The following is a 15,090-nucleotide window of genomic DNA, read 5'->3' on the forward strand; positions in this document are numbered from 1 at the left end:
TCACAGCCCTGTCTCGTGGGCGCGGCTGCTGAAGAAAATGCCGCTCGGGCTCTGGGCCGGCAGCCGCTTGAGCAGCTTAAGGCTGTAGGGGTCCCAGACCTGCAGCTCGTTGCCGTCGCGCACCGACAGCCAGAGCTGGTCGCCACGGGCGGTGAACTCCATGTGCAGCACGGCGGGGCCGGGCTCGAGGGTAGCGATGATTTCGTGGGTCTCGCTGTCGATGACCTGCACCTTGCCGTTGTCCGGGTGGGCGAAGTTGACCCAGATCTGCCGGGCGTCCGGCCGCGCCATGACGAACACCGGTTGGCCAGCGACGTCGATGGCGTCGGTCTGTTTCCAGTCTGTCGAGTCCATCACCAGGACCCGGTGCTGGCCGATGGCAGGAACGAAGGTCTGGTCGCCCGCCACGGTCCAGCCCTCGAGATGCGGCATCTTATAGACCGGCAGCCTTTCCCGGCCGCGGCCATAACCGTCGAGGATGCGCTCGACGCCGCGCGTGGTGTGCCAGAGGTCGATCTTGGCCATGCCGTCCTCGCCGAACAGGCCGGCGATGTAATAGCGACCTTCCGGCGTCAGCAGCGCGTCGTAGGGTTGCTTGCCGACATTCTCGAAGCGGGTGACCTTCGGCGTGTTGCCTTCGCTGAAATCCAGCAGCCAGGTTTCGTCTGTGTCGAACAGGCTGTAGATGAAGCGCCTGCCCGGGGCGTCGATCACGCCGACCACGCGGGAATTGCGGCTGCCGTCGGCCAGTGGTGTGGCAGGGATGTCTGCTACCAGTTCCAGCGTCTGGGCGTCGAAGACCTTCACGCCACCTGGCTCGTAATTACCGACGGCGATCAGCTTGCCGTCCTGGCTGATGGCGCCGCCAATGCTGTTGCCGCCCTGGACCACGCGACGGTCGATGCGCTGACGCAGCAGGTCGACCTTGGTCAGCCCGCCGTCGCGGCCGAAGACGTAGGCGTAACGCTGATCGCGGGAGAAGACCACCGAGGCGTGGGACAGATCGCCCAGGCCTTCGATGCGGGCCAGCCGCGTCTGGCCGCTGGTTTCGATGAGCTGCAGGCTGCCGGTAGCGCGCTCCACCACCACGCCGAGATCGCCGCTGCCGCGCAGCGGCTGTTGCACGCAGGCGGTGAGCAGGGTAACGGTCGCGAACAGCAGGGTGAGGCGGATCATGGCGTTGGATATCCTTGCAGGAGTCGGTCGACCAGCCAGGCGATGTCCTGCTCGTCGAGCAGCGCTTTCCAGCCGGGCATGGCGGTGCCGGGCCGCCCGTGCGTCACGGTGGCGATCAGGTTGTTTCGGGGTTTGCCGGCCAACGCCTCGCGGGTCAGCGCGGGGCCGAGGCCGCCGGTCATTCGCAGGCCGTGGCAGGAGCCGCAGTCCTGCAGAAGCAGGTTGTCGAGCTGGGCCTGGCGTTCGGCTGTAGGGCCGTCGGCCAGGGCAGCGGAAGCGGGGAGGAGGGACATCAGGATCAGCCCCAAGCCTGTTACTGCGTGTCGGGACAGGGTCATGACGTCCTCCGAGATTACTTCTGGCTGAGCACCCACTCAGCGAGAATCTTGGCTTCTTCCTCGGTAACGGGGTTTGGCGGCATCGGGATCGGGCCCCAGACGCCCTGGCTGCCGTTCTTGATGTGGCCAGCAAGTGTGTCCGCGGCGCCTTCCTGGCCGGCGTACTTGGCCGCGACTTCCTTGAACGCCGGGCCGACCAGCTTGGAATCGATGGCATGGCAGGCTGCGCAAGGCTTGCTCTTGAACAACGTTTCGCCGTCCTGTGCCACCGCGGGCTGCAGGACCACGGCGCCGCCCAGGGCAAGCAGTGGGATTAGATACTTCTTCATGAGTAACTTCCTCAAGGCTAATTGGGGGCTCTTGACGTCCCCCGGTTTGAACTCAGTACACGTCGTGCTGAGTGTTATGGACGTTAAATTTACCGGTCGGGGTAATCAATCTTTTGTCCTTGATCACCTTTTTCAGCTTTAGCGTCTTGTCATCGACCACGACGATGGCTGATTGCTCGTCCTGACCGCTCCAGACGGAGAACCAGACTTCGTCTCCCGCTTCGTTGTACTCCGGTTGCACGACGCGCTTGGCACCGTCCGTCAGACCGGCCCATTCGGCGATGGGCAGCACCGTATAACCGGCGCCGAGGTCGTCGATCCTGAACACCGCGGCCGACTGGCTGATCTTGGCGTCCGGGTTGAAGGTGGTGTCCAGGTACATGTGGTTGGACTTCGGGTGGGTCTTGATGAACAGCGAGCCGCCACCCTGGCCCTTGAGCGTTTCGACCACCTTCCAGGCCTGGTCCGGGTGCTTGTCCGGGTCGGTGCCGATCAGCGAGATGGTCTCGTCGCCCAGGTGGCTGGTCGCCCAGACCGGGCCGAACTCGGGGTGCACGAAGTTGGCGCCGCGGCCCGGATGCGGGATCTTGCCGACGTCCACCAAGGCGGCGAGCTTGCGATCCTTGGAGTCGATCACCGCGACCTTGTTGGAGTTGTTCGCCGCCGTCATGAAGTAGCGGTGGCTGACGTCCCAGCCGCCATCATGCAGGAAGGGGGCGGTGCCGATGATGGTGGTGGAGAGGTTGTCGATGTCCTCGTAGTTGACCAGCATCACCTTGCCGGTTTCCTTGACGTTGACGATGAACTCCGGGTGTTCGTGGGACGCGATGATCGCCGCCACGCGAGGCTCGGGGTGGTATTCCTGGGTGCCGACGGTCATGCCACGGGTGGAGACGATCTGCAGCGGCTCCAGGGTCTCGCCGTCCATGATGGTGTACTGCGGCGGCCAGTAGTCGCCGGCGATCACGTACTTGTCCTCGTAGCCCTTGTACTTCGAGGTCTCCACCGAGCGGGCCTCGATGCCGACCTTGATCTCGGCGACCTTGGTCGGCTCCTTGGCCCAGAGGTCGATCATGTCAATCTTGGCGTCGCGACCGATCACGAACAGGTAGCGACCGGACGCGGACATGCGCGAGATGTGCACTGCGTAGCCGGTGTCGATGGTCTTGACGATTTCCTTGGTGTTGCCGTCGATCAGCGCGATCTTGCCGTCGTCACGCAGGGTGACGGAGAACAGGTTCGGCAGGTCCAGCTTGTTCATCTGCCTGGTCGGCCGGTCTTCCGGCTTGACCAGCACGTGCCAGGTGTCCTTCATCTGCGCCATGCCCCACTCCGGCGGTGTCGGCGGGGTGTGTTGGATGAATTTCGCCATCAGGGTGATTTCATCCTTGGTCAGCGCGTTGGACGTGCCCCAGTTCGGCATGCCGGCAGGGGAGCCATAGGTGATCAGCGCCTCAAGGAACTGCTGGCCGCGCTGCTGGGTGATGTCCGGGGTCAGCGGCTTGCCGGTGGCACCCTTGCGAAGCACACCGTGGCAGCCGGCGCAGCGCTGGAAATAGATCTCCTTGGCATGCTCGAATTCGGCGGCGCTCAGGTCCGGGGCGCCGGGCGTGTGGACGACCTGGGCGCTGGCCGGGTCGATGGTGGTCGCTTCGCCCTTGAGCGCGGCGTTGGCGTTCTCCGCGTTCACCGCTGCCTGGGCGACGGCCAGGCCCAGCAGTGAAAAGCCGGCGAGTACGCCTGCCAGTACGTGTTTGCTCATACCTTTCTCCTCTGACCGCGTTCTGCGGTTCCTGCTAATGGCAACGGTGTGGCAGTTCCTGATGTTTGCTGTGTGCGGTTGCATCCTATGGCCGTGCCGCAGGCGGAGCGCTTGATGGCAATCAAGAGTCGATTCGGCATGCCGGGGGCGTGACGCCGTGTCGCGGGCGGGCCGGCGGCGGGTGCGATTTGCAGCTGGGCTTGATCGTAATCAAGCTTCGCCGGCGAACGGCTTGAGGGGGTGGCTGGAGCAGGGCTAGCGTGGCGGCATCCGATCTATCAACCGCTGCAGTGAGGTATCGCCCATGAATACGCCCGAGACCTTCTTCGGCCCGGCCGATGCTCCGTTCTATCAATCGCTGGGCAACGAGGAGGCGCTCTTCGAGCAGGCCTGGCGACATGGCATGCCGGTGCTGATCAAGGGGCCGACCGGCTGCGGCAAGACCCGCTTCGTGCAGCACATGGCGCATCGGCTGAACCTGCCGCTGTACACCGTGGCCTGCCATGACGACCTCTCCGCCGCTGACCTGGTCGGCCGTCACCTGATCGGCACCGAGGGCACCTGGTGGCAGGACGGCCCGCTGACCCGTGCGGTGCGCGAGGGCGGCATCTGCTATCTGGACGAGGTGGTCGAGGCTCGCCAGGACACCGCCGTGGTGCTGCACCCGCTGGCCGACGATCGCCGCGAGCTGTTCATCGAGCGCACCGGCGAGGCACTCAAGGCGCCGCCGGGCTTCATGCTGGTGGTCAGCTACAACCCCGGCTATCAGAACCTGCTCAAGGGCATGAAACCGAGTACCCGGCAACGCTTCGTGGCCATGCGTTTCGACTACCCGCCGGCCGAGGAGGAGGTGCGCATCGTCGCCAACGAGGCCGGGGTCGAGACCCCGCTTGCGGCACAGGTGGTCAAGCTCGGCCAGGCGCTGCGCCGACTGGAACAGCACGATCTCGAGGAAGTCGCCTCGACCCGCCTGCTGATCTTCACCGCGCGCATGATCGGTTCCGGCATGCGCCCGCGTGAGGCCTGTCTGGCGTGTCTGGCCGAGCCCCTGTCGGACGATGCGCAAACCGTTGCGGCGTTGATGGACGTGGTCGATGTCCACTTCGCCTGAGGGCGTAGCCGTTAGGCGGCTGCCGGGTGATCTGGCGATGTGGTTCTTCATCCTCGCCGAGCTGACCGTCTTCGCCATCCTGATCCTGGCCTTCGCCGTGGCGCAGGCGCTCAACCCGGAACTGTTCGGCGAAAGCCGCAAGGCACTCGACAGCTCGACGGGTCTGGCACTGACGCTCAGCCTGCTGACGGCCGGGTTGTTGGCCGCACTGGCAGTCGAGCAAGTGCGTGCGGATTGGGGGCGGCGTGCTGCGCTGCTGCTGATGGCGGCGCTGGGGTCGTCCTGCCTCTACGTGGTGCTAAAGCTCGGCGAGTACGCGCACCTGGCTTCGCTCGGGCTGGGGTTGGAGCACGACACCTTTTTCACCCTTTACTGGATCCTGACCGGCTTCCACTTCCTGCACGTGCTGCTAGGGATGGTCATCCTCGGCTGGATGGCGCTGCGCAGCTATCGCGGCCAGTACCGACCGGATGACTGCGCCGGCCTTGAATCCGGGGTGCTCTACTGGCACATGGTGGACCTGGTCTGGGTGTTGCTCTTTCCGCTGGTTTACCTACTCGACTGATGAGGTCGCGATGTCCGCTTCCAAGAGGCTGATCGGTTGCTGGCTGGCGTTGGCGTTGCTGTCGACCGTCACCGTTCGGCTGGGCAGCGCCGGCTCGACCTTGCTGCTCGCCGGCGCCGTGCTCGCCGTTGCGGCAGCCAAGGCCTGGCTGATCACCGATGGGTTCATGGAGCTGCGCCATGCACCCGTGATGTGGCGCCTGCTGCTGCTCGGCTGGCCGGTGGCGATGGCGGGCGGGATTCTGCTGGTGATGAGCCTGTGAAGGCGCTGCGGCTATCCTGCTGAACCGCACGGCTTTGTGTAGGAGCCAGCTTGCTGGCGATCAGCGGCGGCGGTTTTACCCGCTCGACATCATGAGCGCTGCCGGACGTCTGTCCCCCATGAGTCCCCGCCACCCAGCGTCGGAGCGCGAGCAAGCTCGCTCCGACGGTTTTTCGGACGCGTGACGACCGCGCCAGATATCAAGCGCTGAGGCATGCTGATCCGCACGGCTTTTTGTAGGAGTCAGCTTGCTGGCGATCAGTGGCGGCGGTTTTACCCGCTCGACATCATGAGCGCTGCCGGACGTCTGTCCCCAATGAGTCCCCGCCACCCAGCGTCGGATCGCGAGCAAGCTCGCTCCTACGGTTTTTCGGACGCGTGACGACCGCGCCAGATATCAAGCGCTGAGGCCTGCTGAACCGCACGGCTTTTTGTAGGAGTCAGCTTGCTGGCGATCAGCGGCGGCGGTTTTACCCAGTCGACATCATGAGCGCTGCCGGACGTCTGTCCCAGGAGCTCCCCCCCATCCAGCGTCGGATCGCGAGCAAGCTCGCTCCTACGGTTTTTCGGACGCGTGACGACCGCGCCAGATATCAAGCGCTGAGGCCTGCTGAACCGCACGGCTTTTTGTAGGAGTCAGCTTGCTGGCGATCAGCGGCGGCGGTTTTACCCGGTCGACATCATGAGCGCTGCCGGACGTCTGTCCCAGGAGCTCCCCCCCATCCAGCGTCGGATCGCGAGCAAGCTCGCTCCTACGGTTTTTCGGACGCGTGACGACCGCGCCAGATATCAAGCGCTGAGGCCTGCTGAACCGCACGGCTTTTTGTAGGAGCCAGCTTGCTGGCGATCAGCGGCCACCCTGAAAACCCGACCTCCGCGTTCAGGTTTTTCTTGATTGCTATCAAGCAGGTTTCGATAGCTGCCTTCTTAAACTGGCCTCGCCAAGCCATGAGGAGGCGACCATGTCCGAGACCTTCACGAAAGGAATGGCCAGGAACATCTACTTCGGAGGAAGCGTATTTTTCCTCCTCGTATTCCTGGGCCTGACCTACCACACAGAGCAGACCTTTCCAGAGCGATCCAACGAGTCGGAAATCTCCGAAGCCGTGGTTCGCGGTAAAGCGATCTGGGAAAACAACAACTGCATCGGCTGCCACAGCCTGCTTGGTGAAGGTGCCTACTTCGCGCCGGAGCTGGGAAACGTGTTCGAGCGGCGTGGTGGCGATGCGGCCTTCAAGCCCTTCCTGCAGGCGTGGATGAAAGCCCAGCCGCTGGGCGCGCCAGGCCGCCGCGCGATGCCGCAGTTCCACCTCAGCGAAGGGGAAGTCGACGATATGGCCGAGTTCCTCAAGTGGACCTCCAAGGTCAACACCAACGGCTGGCCACCAAACAAGGAAGGCTGATCGATGGGCATTTCTGAATTCGATTCCACCCTAGGAGGGCCACGAGATGGGCATTCTTAATCCGCATCTCAAATTCCAATCGCAGGCGGTCGCTAAACCCTATTTCGTGTTTGCGCTCATCCTGTTCGTCGGCCAGATCCTGTTCGGCCTGATCATGGGGCTGCAGTACGTGGTCGGTGACTTCCTGTTCCCGCTGCTGCCATTCAACGTGGCGCGCATGGTGCACACCAACCTGCTGATCGTCTGGCTGCTGTTCGGCTTCATGGGCGCGGCCTACTACCTCATCCCCGAGGAAGCGGACCGCGAACTGCACAGCCCGAAGCTGGCCATCATCCTGTTCTGGGTGTTCGCCGCCGCCGGCGTGCTGACCATTCTCGGCTATCTGTTCCTGCCCTATGCGGGGCTGGCCGCACTCACCGGCAACGAGATCCTGCCGACCATGGGCCGCGAGTTCCTCGAGCAGCCGACCATCACCAAGGCCGGCATCGTCGTGGTGGCCCTGGGCTTTCTCTACAACATCGGCATGACGCTGCTCAAAGGCCGCAAGACCGCGATCAGCATGGTCATGATGACCGGCCTGATCGGCCTGGCGGTGTTCTTTCTGTTCTCCTTCTACAACCCGGAAAACCTGGTGCGCGACAAGTACTACTGGTGGTTCGTGGTGCACCTGTGGGTCGAAGGCGTGTGGGAGCTGATCATGGGGTCGATGCTGGCCTTCGTCCTGATCAAGATCACCGGCGTGGACCGCGAAGTGATCGAGAAGTGGCTCTACGTGATCATCGCCATGGCCCTGATCACCGGCATCATCGGCACTGGCCACCACTTCTTCTGGATCGGCGCACCCGAAGTCTGGCTGTGGCTGGGTTCGATCTTCTCCGCCCTGGAACCGCTGCCCTTCTTCGCCATGGTGCTGTTCTCCCTGAACATGGTGAGCCGCCGTCGTCGCCAGCACCCGAACAAGGCTGCGTCCTACTGGGCCATTGGCACGACCGTGACTGCGTTCTTCGGCGCTGGCGTGTGGGGCTTCCTGCACACCCTGGCTCCGGTGAACTACTACACCCACGGCTCGCAAATCACCGCCGCCCACGGCCACCTGGCCTTCTACGGTGCCTACGCGATGATCGTCATGACCATGATCAGCTACGCCATGCCACGGCTGCGCGGCCTGGGTGAAGCACCCGATGCCCGTGCCCAGCGCGTCGAGATCTGGGGCTTCTGGCTGATGACCCTGTCGATGGTGGCGATCACCCTGTTCCTCACTGCCGCCGGCGTGGTGCAGGTCTGGCTGCAGCGGATCCCGGCCGATGGCGCCGCGATGTCCTTCATGAACACCGCTGACCAACTGGCCATCTTCTTCTGGCTGCGGCTGATCGCCGGGGTGGTCTTCCTGATCGGGCTGGTCTGCTACCTGTACAGCTTCAAGCAGCGTGGCCGGGTGCCGGCCGACATCACCGCCGCCGTCGCGGCGGCCTGAGGCGAGACGCTGATGTAACCGACGGCCCGGCTGACCCAGCGGGCCGTTTCTGTTTTCGAACTGCGCTACGGAGTGATTGCCATGGCCTTTACCATCGAAGTCGAAGAGTGGGTCGGCAGTGTCTGGCACCGCTTCATCACCCGTCGCGCCAGCCCGGACTTTCCCGAGGCAGCCGTCACCCTGGAGAGCATGCAGCGTCCGCTCTCGGTGCTGTTTCGTGCCATGGGTGGTGCCAGCGGGGTGGAGGTCGGCGCTGCCAATGCCCGCGATCTGATGCTGCGCCGCAATCTGCTGCAACAGGTCGCCGGGACCTGCAAGCAATTGCCCGTCGCATGGTGCGACTCGAGCAACCTGCGCCTGCCGCAGAGCCTGGCCGTCTATCCCGAGCGGTCCCTCAACGAAGACCTCTACCGCTGGCTGGCGCTGCTCGCCGCCCAGGCTGGGGAAATGCGCCACTGGGCGCGTGACAACCAGCGCTGGACCCAGGCCATCCTCGAGCGTTTCCCGGCCATGCGAGCGCGCTATTACCGGCTGGTGGAAGCACACCTGCAACTGCGCCCCGATCCGGCCAGCCTGCCGAAGGCCGAAGGCGCGCTGGAACAGGCGATCTGCCAGGCGCTGCGCGAGCCGGGCAGCATCGTGCAGTTTCCGCGCAGCGAGGTCGCGCCCTGGCCGCTGCCGATGTGGCTGTACCCGGCCGAGAACCTGGGCGCGCCGCAGGCGACCGAGCTTGGCGAAGAGGATCAGGACAACCACCTCAGAGCCCCGTCGGCCGAGCAGAAGAGCGTGCGCAAGCGGGCTAAGCGCGTCGAGGAGACGACCAGCAAGAGCGGGCTGATGATCTTCCGCCTGGAGAACCTGTTCAGCTGGTCCGAGCACATCGAGCTGGACCGTCAGGGCGATGACAGCGAAGACGAGGACGCATCCCGTGTCGCCGAAGATCTCGACGAGATAGCCCTGTCGCGCCAGCGCATGCGCAAGGGGGGTGGGCTCAAGCTGCACCTGGACCTGCCGCCGAGCGACGTCGACGACATCCCGCTGGGCGAGGGCATCAAGCTGCCCGAGTGGGACTACCGCAAGCAGCAGCTGCAGGACGATTTTGTCAATCTGCAGATGATGCTTCCGCGCGGCTCTGAGCCCAAAGGCCTGCCGCTGCATCTCAGCCCGCTCGCCCGCAAGCTGCGCCGCCAGTTCGAGCATTTGCGCAGCGACCGCCAATGGCTGCGTGCGCAACCCCAGGGCTCGGAGCTGGACATGCAGGCCTGGCTGGATTTTCACGTCGAGCGGCAGCACGGCCAATGCGCCGAGCGCGGGCTGTTCATGGAGCAGCGGCAGAACCGCCGTGACCTGGCCTGCCTGTTGCTGGCCGACCTGTCCATGTCCACCGACGCGCACCTGGACGACGAGCACAAGGTGATCGACGTCATTACCGACAGCCTGCTGCTGTTCGGCGAGGCGCTGTCGGCGGTGGGGGACGACTTCGCCCTGTACGGCTTCTCCTCGCTGCGCCGGCAGCAGGTGCGCATGCAGGCGCTCAAGCGCTTCGGCCAAGGCTACGGCGACGACACCCGCGGCCGCATCCAGGCCTTGCGCCCGGGCTACTACACGCGCTTGGGCGCGGCCATTCGCCAGGCCACCGAACTGCTCGGCCAGCGCAAACAGCGGCGCAAGCTCTTGTTGCTAGTCACCGACGGCAAACCCAATGACCTCGACCTCTACGAAGGCCGTTACGGCGTCGAGGACACCCGCCAGGCCGTGCTCGAGGCGCGGCGCAAGGGCTTGCTGCCGTTCTGCATCACCATCGATCGCGAAGCCGGCGACTACCTCCCGCACATGTTCGGCGCCAACGGCTACACCCTGATCAAGGATCCACGGCAGTTGCCGTTCCGTTTGCCGCAGCTGTATCGGCAGCTGACGAAGGAGTAGGGGGCCGGGAGTCGGAGAGCTGGGGAGGCTGAGCGGCCGCCGCCGCAGACGACACCCCGGGCGAATAATTAGCCCCTACGGGTGGCGTTGTAGGGGCGAATTCATTCGCCCGTCGGGCCCCGATCAGTTCACCAATCCGGTTCAGAGCATGCTGATACGGGCAGTCGTCATCCGATACGCGAAGCGCCGATGGGTATGCCGCGTAACCATCCTGCAACCGACACGGGCGAATAAATTCGCCCCTCCGGGTGGCGTTGCAGGGGCGGATTCATTCGCCCGTCGGGCCCCGATCAGTTCACCAATCCGGTTCAGAGCATGCTGATACGGGCAGTCGTCATCCGATACGCGAAGCGCCGATGGGTATGCCGCGTAACCATCCTGCAGCCGACCCGGGCGTATTAATTCGCCCCTACGGGTGGCGGTGCAGGGGCGAATTCAGTCGCCCGTCGGGCCCCGATCAGTTCACCCATTCGGTTCAGAGCATGCTGATCCGGGCATTCACCATCCGATACGCGAAGCGCCGATGCGTATGCCGCGTACCCATCCTGCAGCCGACACGGGCGAATAAATACGCCCCTACGGGTGGCGTTGCAGGGGCGAATTCATTCGCCCGTCGGGCCCCGATCAGTTCACCAATTCGGTTCAGAGCATGCTGATACGGGCAGTCACCATCCGATACGCGAAGCGCCGATGCGTATGCCGCGTAACCATCCTGCAGCCGACACGGGCGAATAAATTCGCCCCTACGGGTGGCGTTGCAGGGGCGAATTCATTCGCCCGTCGGGCCCCGATCAGTTCACCAATTCGGTTCAGAGCATGCTGATACGGGCATTCACCATCCGATACGCGAAGCGCCGATGCGTATGCCGCGTAACCATCCTGCAGCCGACACGGGCGAATCAATCGCCCCTACAGGTGGCCTCGTGTTCGTAGGGGCGAATTTATTCGCCCAGGGGGCCCAATCCGCCCGTCAATCCGGTTCAGGGCGCGCCGACACGGGCATTCGGCTCAGCGCGGCAGCCACAGAATCATCACCGCGCAAAAGATCGTCAGGGCGATGCAGAAGAGGAGAAAGCTGCGTTGGCGGCGCGCGCCGGCGGTGTCGGCGAGGGCGGGGAGCGGCATGCCGCAATTCTGGCACTCGGCTTCCTGAGGGGGATTTTCGTCTTGGCAGTACAGGCACTTGGGCATGGCGGCTTCCTCTCTACTGCAGTCAGCTTGCCACGCCCCGTGCTTGTTCTCGGTTGACGGCGATCAACCGCCGCGGAAAGCCCAGGGCGAGCCTGCCGTCATTCGAATTGCTCGAGGCGTTCCCGGTCGAGGATGGTGATCTGCCGGCCGTCCTGGTCGATGATGTGTTCGTCGATCAGGCGCCGCATGATGCGTGAGAAGGTTTCCGGCTGGATCGACAGGTGCCCGGCGATCAGCTGCTTGGCCATGGGCAGTTCGAAGCTGTTGCCACCGTCGCGCACGCGTGACAGCTGGGTCATCAGGTAGCGCACCACGCGGTGAGTGGCGTTCTTCAGCGAGAGGGTCTCGATCTCGTTGATGCGTTGGTGCAGGCGCACGCTGAGCTTGCCGAGCAGGGCGAAGGACAGCCGCTGGTTGGCCTCGAGCAGGCGCATGTAGGCCGCGTTCGAGAAGCGGTAGGCCTGCGTCGGACAAACGGCCTGCGCTGAGGCGACGTAATTGGGCGTATCCATCAGCATCATGGCTTCGGCGAAGGTCTGCCGATTACCGATAACCTCGAAGACCTTCTCCTGCCCGTCGGGTGTCAGGCGGTAGATCTTCACTGCGCCGGAAATGACGAAATAGAACGAGTGCGCCGGCTCTCCCTGGTGAAAGAGGTTGTCGCCCTTGTCCAGGTTGAGCAACTGGCTGGCCGCCATGAGTTCATCCATCTGCTCGTCGTTCAGCGGCTCGAACAGGTGGTGGCTGCGGAGGATCTGGTTGTGTACGCGGTGAAGCACCATGCAAGGCATCCTGTTTCTAAGAATTGGCCATCGACCGGCGGCTGTGACGGCAGTGGGCGGACATGGCCCGTCGATCGGCTAGAGCCTAGCCCAGCACGCCGGGCGCTTTATTGACCTGCGCCGGTGTCGTGTATCGCAGCCGCTAGTGTGCGCCGGGCGCCGTGCCTTGCACGTGCGCGGCCGCTGGCATGGTGCTATGCACCGCCATGTCCAGCGCAACACCGCTGGCCAGGGCCAGGATGGTTGCCAGGGCCAGACCCCAGGCCAAAGGTTGGATAACTGCTTTCATATCGCCTCCGCATGTTGCCAGGCGCGCCGGCGGGCGCGCGATGCTCGTCGGGTTACTGGGAAGCCTTGACGAACAGGATGTTGTTTTCAAGGTGAATGTGCTGCATCAGGTCGTCGCGCAGCGCTTCGAGGCCGCGGTACAGCGCCCGCCAGGTGTTGCAGGCGTTGGCCGGCGGGGTGATGTCGTCCGTCAGCGCGGCCAAGCGGTCCAGGGCGGCGCCGTGCTGCTCGTGCTCGAAACGCATCACCGCGATCGGCCCTTGTCCCTCGGGAACACGCAGGCCGCGGCGGATCATCGGAAAGAGGATCTGTTCCTCCTTGAGCATGTGGCTTTCGAGCTCCTGCTGCATGGTCCACAGGTGTTCGGCGAGCCCGAGCGGGCAGTCCGGCTTGTTGCCATGTACGTGCTCCACGCGCGTGGCAAGGCGGATCAGCTCCGGAAACTGCTCGCGGTGGCGTTCGTGGTAGCGGTCGAGGATATGGTCGATCAGCTCGCTTGCCGGTGCCTCGCGCCAGGTGGCCTGGGCCTCGGTTTCGCTGCTCAGCGCGGCCAGCTCGCTGGCGATCAGCTGGGCGTCGAGATCGCGATGCGCGGCGGCGTCCAGCAGGCGGGTGTTGCCACCGCAGCAGAAGTCGAGCTTGTACTGGCGGAACACCCGGGTCGCACCGGGAATCTGGCAGGCGAGGCTGCCCAGGGTCTGTTCGGTCAACGCGCTTGTCATGTGAGCGTCCTTAAAAAGGTGTTGTGCCTGATGCTCCGCAAGCCCTGTGCCAACGCTAAGCGACTGATTCTTAGAAAAGAAAAATTAGTCGTGGTCGAAACCACCTGAACGGTTTAGGGTTTAAAAAACCTTGACGGTATTGGCCACCATGATGGAAGAAGCCCTGCTGGCGGACCTGATCACTGAACTCCCTAACGCCGTGCGCTTGCAACGCCTGGTGCACACGCTGCACCAGCGGTTTCGCTGCGGTGCCGTGGTGCTGCTGCGCCTGGATGAAGACACCCTGCGCCCGCTGGCTGCGGTTGGCCTGGTGCGTGAAGCGCTGGGACGGCGCTTCGTGGTGGCGCAGCACCCGCGCCTGGCCGCCATTCTTTCGCAGCGCGAACCGACCTGGTTCGAGCCGGACAGCCGCCTGCCCGACCCCTATGACGGCCTGCTCGACGAGCGCATCGGCGAACCCCTGCCTGTGCACGACTGCATGGGCGTGAGCCTGTACGTGGAGGGCAAGCTGTGGGGCGCGCTGACGCTCGACGCGCTGCACGCCGGCACCTTCGATGACGATGCTCGGCGTGACCTGCAGCGCTATACCCTGGTGATCGAGGCGGCCATCCGCATCACTCGGCTTGAACATGAAAACCGCAGCCTGCGGTTGGCCCGCAGCGATGTGTTCGAAGCGACCCAGATGCCACGGGACGGCGAGATCCTCGGGCAGAGCACGGTGATCCGCGAGCTGCTGCGTGAACTGGAAGTGGTGGCCGATTCCGAATTGCCGGTGCTGCTGCTGGGCGAAACCGGGGTCGGCAAGGAGCTGTTCGCGCGCTGGCTGCACCGCCATTCGCGGCGGCGTAACAAGCCGCTGGTGCTGGTCAACTGCGCGGCACTGCCCGAGTCCCTGGCCGAGAGCGAGCTCTTCGGTCATGTGAAGGGCGCGTTTTCCGGCGCCACCACTGATCGTCCCGGGCGCTTCGAGGCGGCCAATGGCGGCACCCTGCTGCTCGATGAGGTGGGTGAACTGCCGCTGGTGGTGCAGGCCAAGCTGCTGCGCACCCTGCAGAACGGCGAGATCCAGAGGCTGGGGGCGGACAAACCCCGGCACGTGGACGTGCGCATTATCGCGGCGACCAATCGCAACCTGCGCGAAAGCGTGCGTGACGGGCATTTCCGCGCCGATCTCTACCATCGCCTGTCGGTCTATCCGGCGCCGATCCCGCCGCTGCGCGAGCGCGGCAACGACGTGCTGATCCTCGCCGGCTATTTCCTCGAGCTGAACCGTGCGCGGCTGGGGCTGCGCAGCATGCGTCTGTCACCGGCAGCGGAGCGCGCACTGCTGGCTTACAGCTGGCCGGGGAACGTGCGAGAGCTCGAGCACGTGATCAGCCGCGCGGCGCTGCGCTTGCTCAGCCGAGGTGCGTCGCGCAGCGACATCCTCACCTTGGAGCCGGACATGCTCGACCTCGATGCTTCGGCGACGTTCGCGCCGGATAGCCTTCCCGAGATGCCGGACGCCCCGAACCCTGCGCAGATCCTTCCGCTGCGCGAGACCGTGGATGCCACCCAGCGCCAGGCAATCGTACGTGCCCTGGAAGCCAGTGGCGAAAACTGGGCACAGGCCGCGCGGCTGCTGGACGTGGATCCGAGCAACCTGCACAAACTGGCGCGACGCTTGCGGCTCAAGTGAGCGGGCAGGGCGCGGCCTCCCGCCAGCCGGTACGAGACGTCCTGGCGGGTCGGTGGTCTACTCTGAAATCTGCACAACGGAGGA

General features: G+C 64.5%; 15 protein-coding genes. 7 read left to right on the top strand and 8 right to left on the bottom strand.

What is annotated here, in order from left to right:
- From MST27_RS10490 to MST27_RS10505, 4 genes are read right to left on the bottom strand one after another with little or no spacing between them, the layout of a single operon-like run.
- Positions 1-1,176, bottom strand: coding sequence for a cytochrome D1 domain-containing protein (locus MST27_RS10490; protein WP_243605915.1), 1,176 nt, complete (start codon positions 1,174-1,176; stop codon positions 1-3).
- Positions 1,173-1,514, bottom strand: a complete 342-nt coding sequence (locus MST27_RS10495; RefSeq protein WP_243605916.1) for a c-type cytochrome — start codon at positions 1,512-1,514, stop codon at positions 1,173-1,175. Before MST27_RS10495 ends, MST27_RS10490 begins: the two co-directional genes overlap by 4 nt.
- Positions 1,515-1,528: 14 nt before the next feature.
- Complete coding sequence (locus MST27_RS10500) at positions 1,529-1,843, bottom strand: c-type cytochrome (protein ID WP_243605917.1); 315 nt, start codon at positions 1,841-1,843, stop codon at positions 1,529-1,531.
- A gap of 52 nt (positions 1,844-1,895) precedes the next feature.
- Positions 1,896-3,605 (bottom strand): nitrite reductase, encoded by a 1,710-nt coding sequence (locus tag MST27_RS10505; RefSeq protein WP_243605918.1) that lies wholly within the window; start codon positions 3,603-3,605, stop codon positions 1,896-1,898.
- 304 nt (positions 3,606-3,909) lie between these two features.
- Here MST27_RS10505 and MST27_RS10510 point away from each other — a divergent pair, with 304 nt between their 5' ends.
- The 6 genes from MST27_RS10510 to MST27_RS10535 all read left to right on the top strand — a co-directional run bounded on the left by MST27_RS10510 (position 3,910) and on the right by MST27_RS10535 (position 10,345).
- The gene (locus tag MST27_RS10510; RefSeq protein ID WP_243605919.1) at positions 3,910-4,716 is read left to right on the top strand and encodes a CbbQ/NirQ/NorQ/GpvN family protein; all 807 of its coding nucleotides are present in this window, start codon (positions 3,910-3,912) and stop codon (positions 4,714-4,716) included.
- The gene (locus MST27_RS10515) at positions 4,700-5,281 is read left to right on the top strand and encodes a cytochrome c oxidase subunit 3 (RefSeq protein ID WP_243605920.1); all 582 of its coding nucleotides are present in this window, start codon (positions 4,700-4,702) and stop codon (positions 5,279-5,281) included. The genes MST27_RS10510 and MST27_RS10515 overlap by 17 nt, the downstream gene beginning before the upstream one ends.
- A gap of 10 nt (positions 5,282-5,291) precedes the next feature.
- A complete protein-coding gene (locus MST27_RS10520; protein ID WP_243605921.1) occupies positions 5,292-5,543 on the top strand; it encodes a cytochrome C oxidase subunit IV family protein in 252 nt (83 codons plus the stop codon).
- Positions 5,544-6,504: 961 nt separating this feature from the next.
- Positions 6,505-6,945, top strand: a complete 441-nt coding sequence (locus tag MST27_RS10525; RefSeq protein WP_243605922.1) for a c-type cytochrome — start codon at positions 6,505-6,507, stop codon at positions 6,943-6,945.
- 46 nt (positions 6,946-6,991) lie between these two features.
- Positions 6,992-8,419 (top strand): cbb3-type cytochrome c oxidase subunit I, encoded by a 1,428-nt coding sequence (locus tag MST27_RS10530; protein ID WP_243605923.1) that lies wholly within the window; start codon positions 6,992-6,994, stop codon positions 8,417-8,419.
- Between the two features lie 81 nt (positions 8,420-8,500).
- Positions 8,501-10,345 (top strand): nitric oxide reductase activation protein NorD, encoded by a 1,845-nt coding sequence (locus MST27_RS10535; RefSeq protein WP_243605924.1) that lies wholly within the window; start codon positions 8,501-8,503, stop codon positions 10,343-10,345.
- A 1,008-nt stretch (positions 10,346-11,353) separates the two neighbouring features.
- Here the strand turns inward: MST27_RS10535 and MST27_RS10540 are convergent.
- The 4 genes from MST27_RS10540 to ytfE form a co-directional block, all read right to left on the bottom strand.
- On the bottom strand, positions 11,354-11,536 hold the full coding sequence (locus MST27_RS10540) for a DnrP protein (RefSeq protein WP_243605925.1): 183 nt from the start codon (positions 11,534-11,536) through the stop codon (positions 11,354-11,356).
- A 98-nt stretch (positions 11,537-11,634) separates the two neighbouring features.
- The gene (locus tag MST27_RS10545; RefSeq protein ID WP_243605926.1) at positions 11,635-12,318 is read right to left on the bottom strand and encodes a Crp/Fnr family transcriptional regulator; all 684 of its coding nucleotides are present in this window, start codon (positions 12,316-12,318) and stop codon (positions 11,635-11,637) included.
- Between the two features lie 142 nt (positions 12,319-12,460).
- Positions 12,461-12,607: a hypothetical protein gene (locus tag MST27_RS10550; protein ID WP_243605927.1), complete on the bottom strand. Its 147-nt coding sequence runs from the start codon at positions 12,605-12,607 to the stop codon at positions 12,461-12,463.
- A gap of 52 nt (positions 12,608-12,659) precedes the next feature.
- Complete coding sequence (gene ytfE / locus MST27_RS10555) at positions 12,660-13,328, bottom strand: iron-sulfur cluster repair protein YtfE (protein ID WP_243605928.1); 669 nt, start codon at positions 13,326-13,328, stop codon at positions 12,660-12,662.
- Between the two features lie 148 nt (positions 13,329-13,476).
- On the opposite strand from ytfE, the gene norR reads away from it, so the two are divergent.
- A complete protein-coding gene (gene norR, locus MST27_RS10560; protein WP_243605929.1) occupies positions 13,477-15,006 on the top strand; it encodes a nitric oxide reductase transcriptional regulator NorR in 1,530 nt (509 codons plus the stop codon).
- The last annotated feature ends 84 nt before the right edge of the window (positions 15,007-15,090 follow it).

The organism is Stutzerimonas marianensis (assembly GCF_022810315.1).
GTDB classification, from domain to species: domain Bacteria; phylum Pseudomonadota; class Gammaproteobacteria; order Pseudomonadales; family Pseudomonadaceae; genus Stutzerimonas; species Stutzerimonas marianensis.

Bases quoted from the DNA above. Each gene is read 5' to 3' on its own strand.
- MST27_RS10490 (WP_243605915.1), bottom strand. From the start codon at position 1,176: ATGATCCGCCTCACCCTGCTGTTCGCGACCGTTACCCTGCTCACCGCC.
- MST27_RS10495 (WP_243605916.1), bottom strand. From the start codon at position 1,514: ATGACCCTGTCCCGACACGCAGTAACAGGCTTGGGGCTGATCCTGATG.
- MST27_RS10500 (WP_243605917.1), bottom strand. From the start codon at position 1,843: ATGAAGAAGTATCTAATCCCACTGCTTGCCCTGGGCGGCGCCGTGGTC.
- MST27_RS10505 (WP_243605918.1), bottom strand. From the start codon at position 3,605: ATGAGCAAACACGTACTGGCAGGCGTACTCGCCGGCTTTTCACTGCTG.
- MST27_RS10510 (WP_243605919.1), top strand. From the start codon at position 3,910: ATGAATACGCCCGAGACCTTCTTCGGCCCGGCCGATGCTCCGTTCTAT.
- MST27_RS10515 (WP_243605920.1), top strand. From the start codon at position 4,700: ATGTCCACTTCGCCTGAGGGCGTAGCCGTTAGGCGGCTGCCGGGTGAT.
- MST27_RS10520 (WP_243605921.1), top strand. From the start codon at position 5,292: ATGTCCGCTTCCAAGAGGCTGATCGGTTGCTGGCTGGCGTTGGCGTTG.
- MST27_RS10525 (WP_243605922.1), top strand. From the start codon at position 6,505: ATGTCCGAGACCTTCACGAAAGGAATGGCCAGGAACATCTACTTCGGA.
- MST27_RS10530 (WP_243605923.1), top strand. From the start codon at position 6,992: ATGGGCATTCTTAATCCGCATCTCAAATTCCAATCGCAGGCGGTCGCT.
- MST27_RS10535 (WP_243605924.1), top strand. From the start codon at position 8,501: ATGGCCTTTACCATCGAAGTCGAAGAGTGGGTCGGCAGTGTCTGGCAC.
- MST27_RS10540 (WP_243605925.1), bottom strand. From the start codon at position 11,536: ATGCCCAAGTGCCTGTACTGCCAAGACGAAAATCCCCCTCAGGAAGCC.
- MST27_RS10545 (WP_243605926.1), bottom strand. From the start codon at position 12,318: ATGGTGCTTCACCGCGTACACAACCAGATCCTCCGCAGCCACCACCTG.
- MST27_RS10550 (WP_243605927.1), bottom strand. From the start codon at position 12,607: ATGAAAGCAGTTATCCAACCTTTGGCCTGGGGTCTGGCCCTGGCAACC.
- ytfE (WP_243605928.1), bottom strand. From the start codon at position 13,328: ATGACAAGCGCGTTGACCGAACAGACCCTGGGCAGCCTCGCCTGCCAG.
- norR (WP_243605929.1), top strand. From the start codon at position 13,477: ATGATGGAAGAAGCCCTGCTGGCGGACCTGATCACTGAACTCCCTAAC.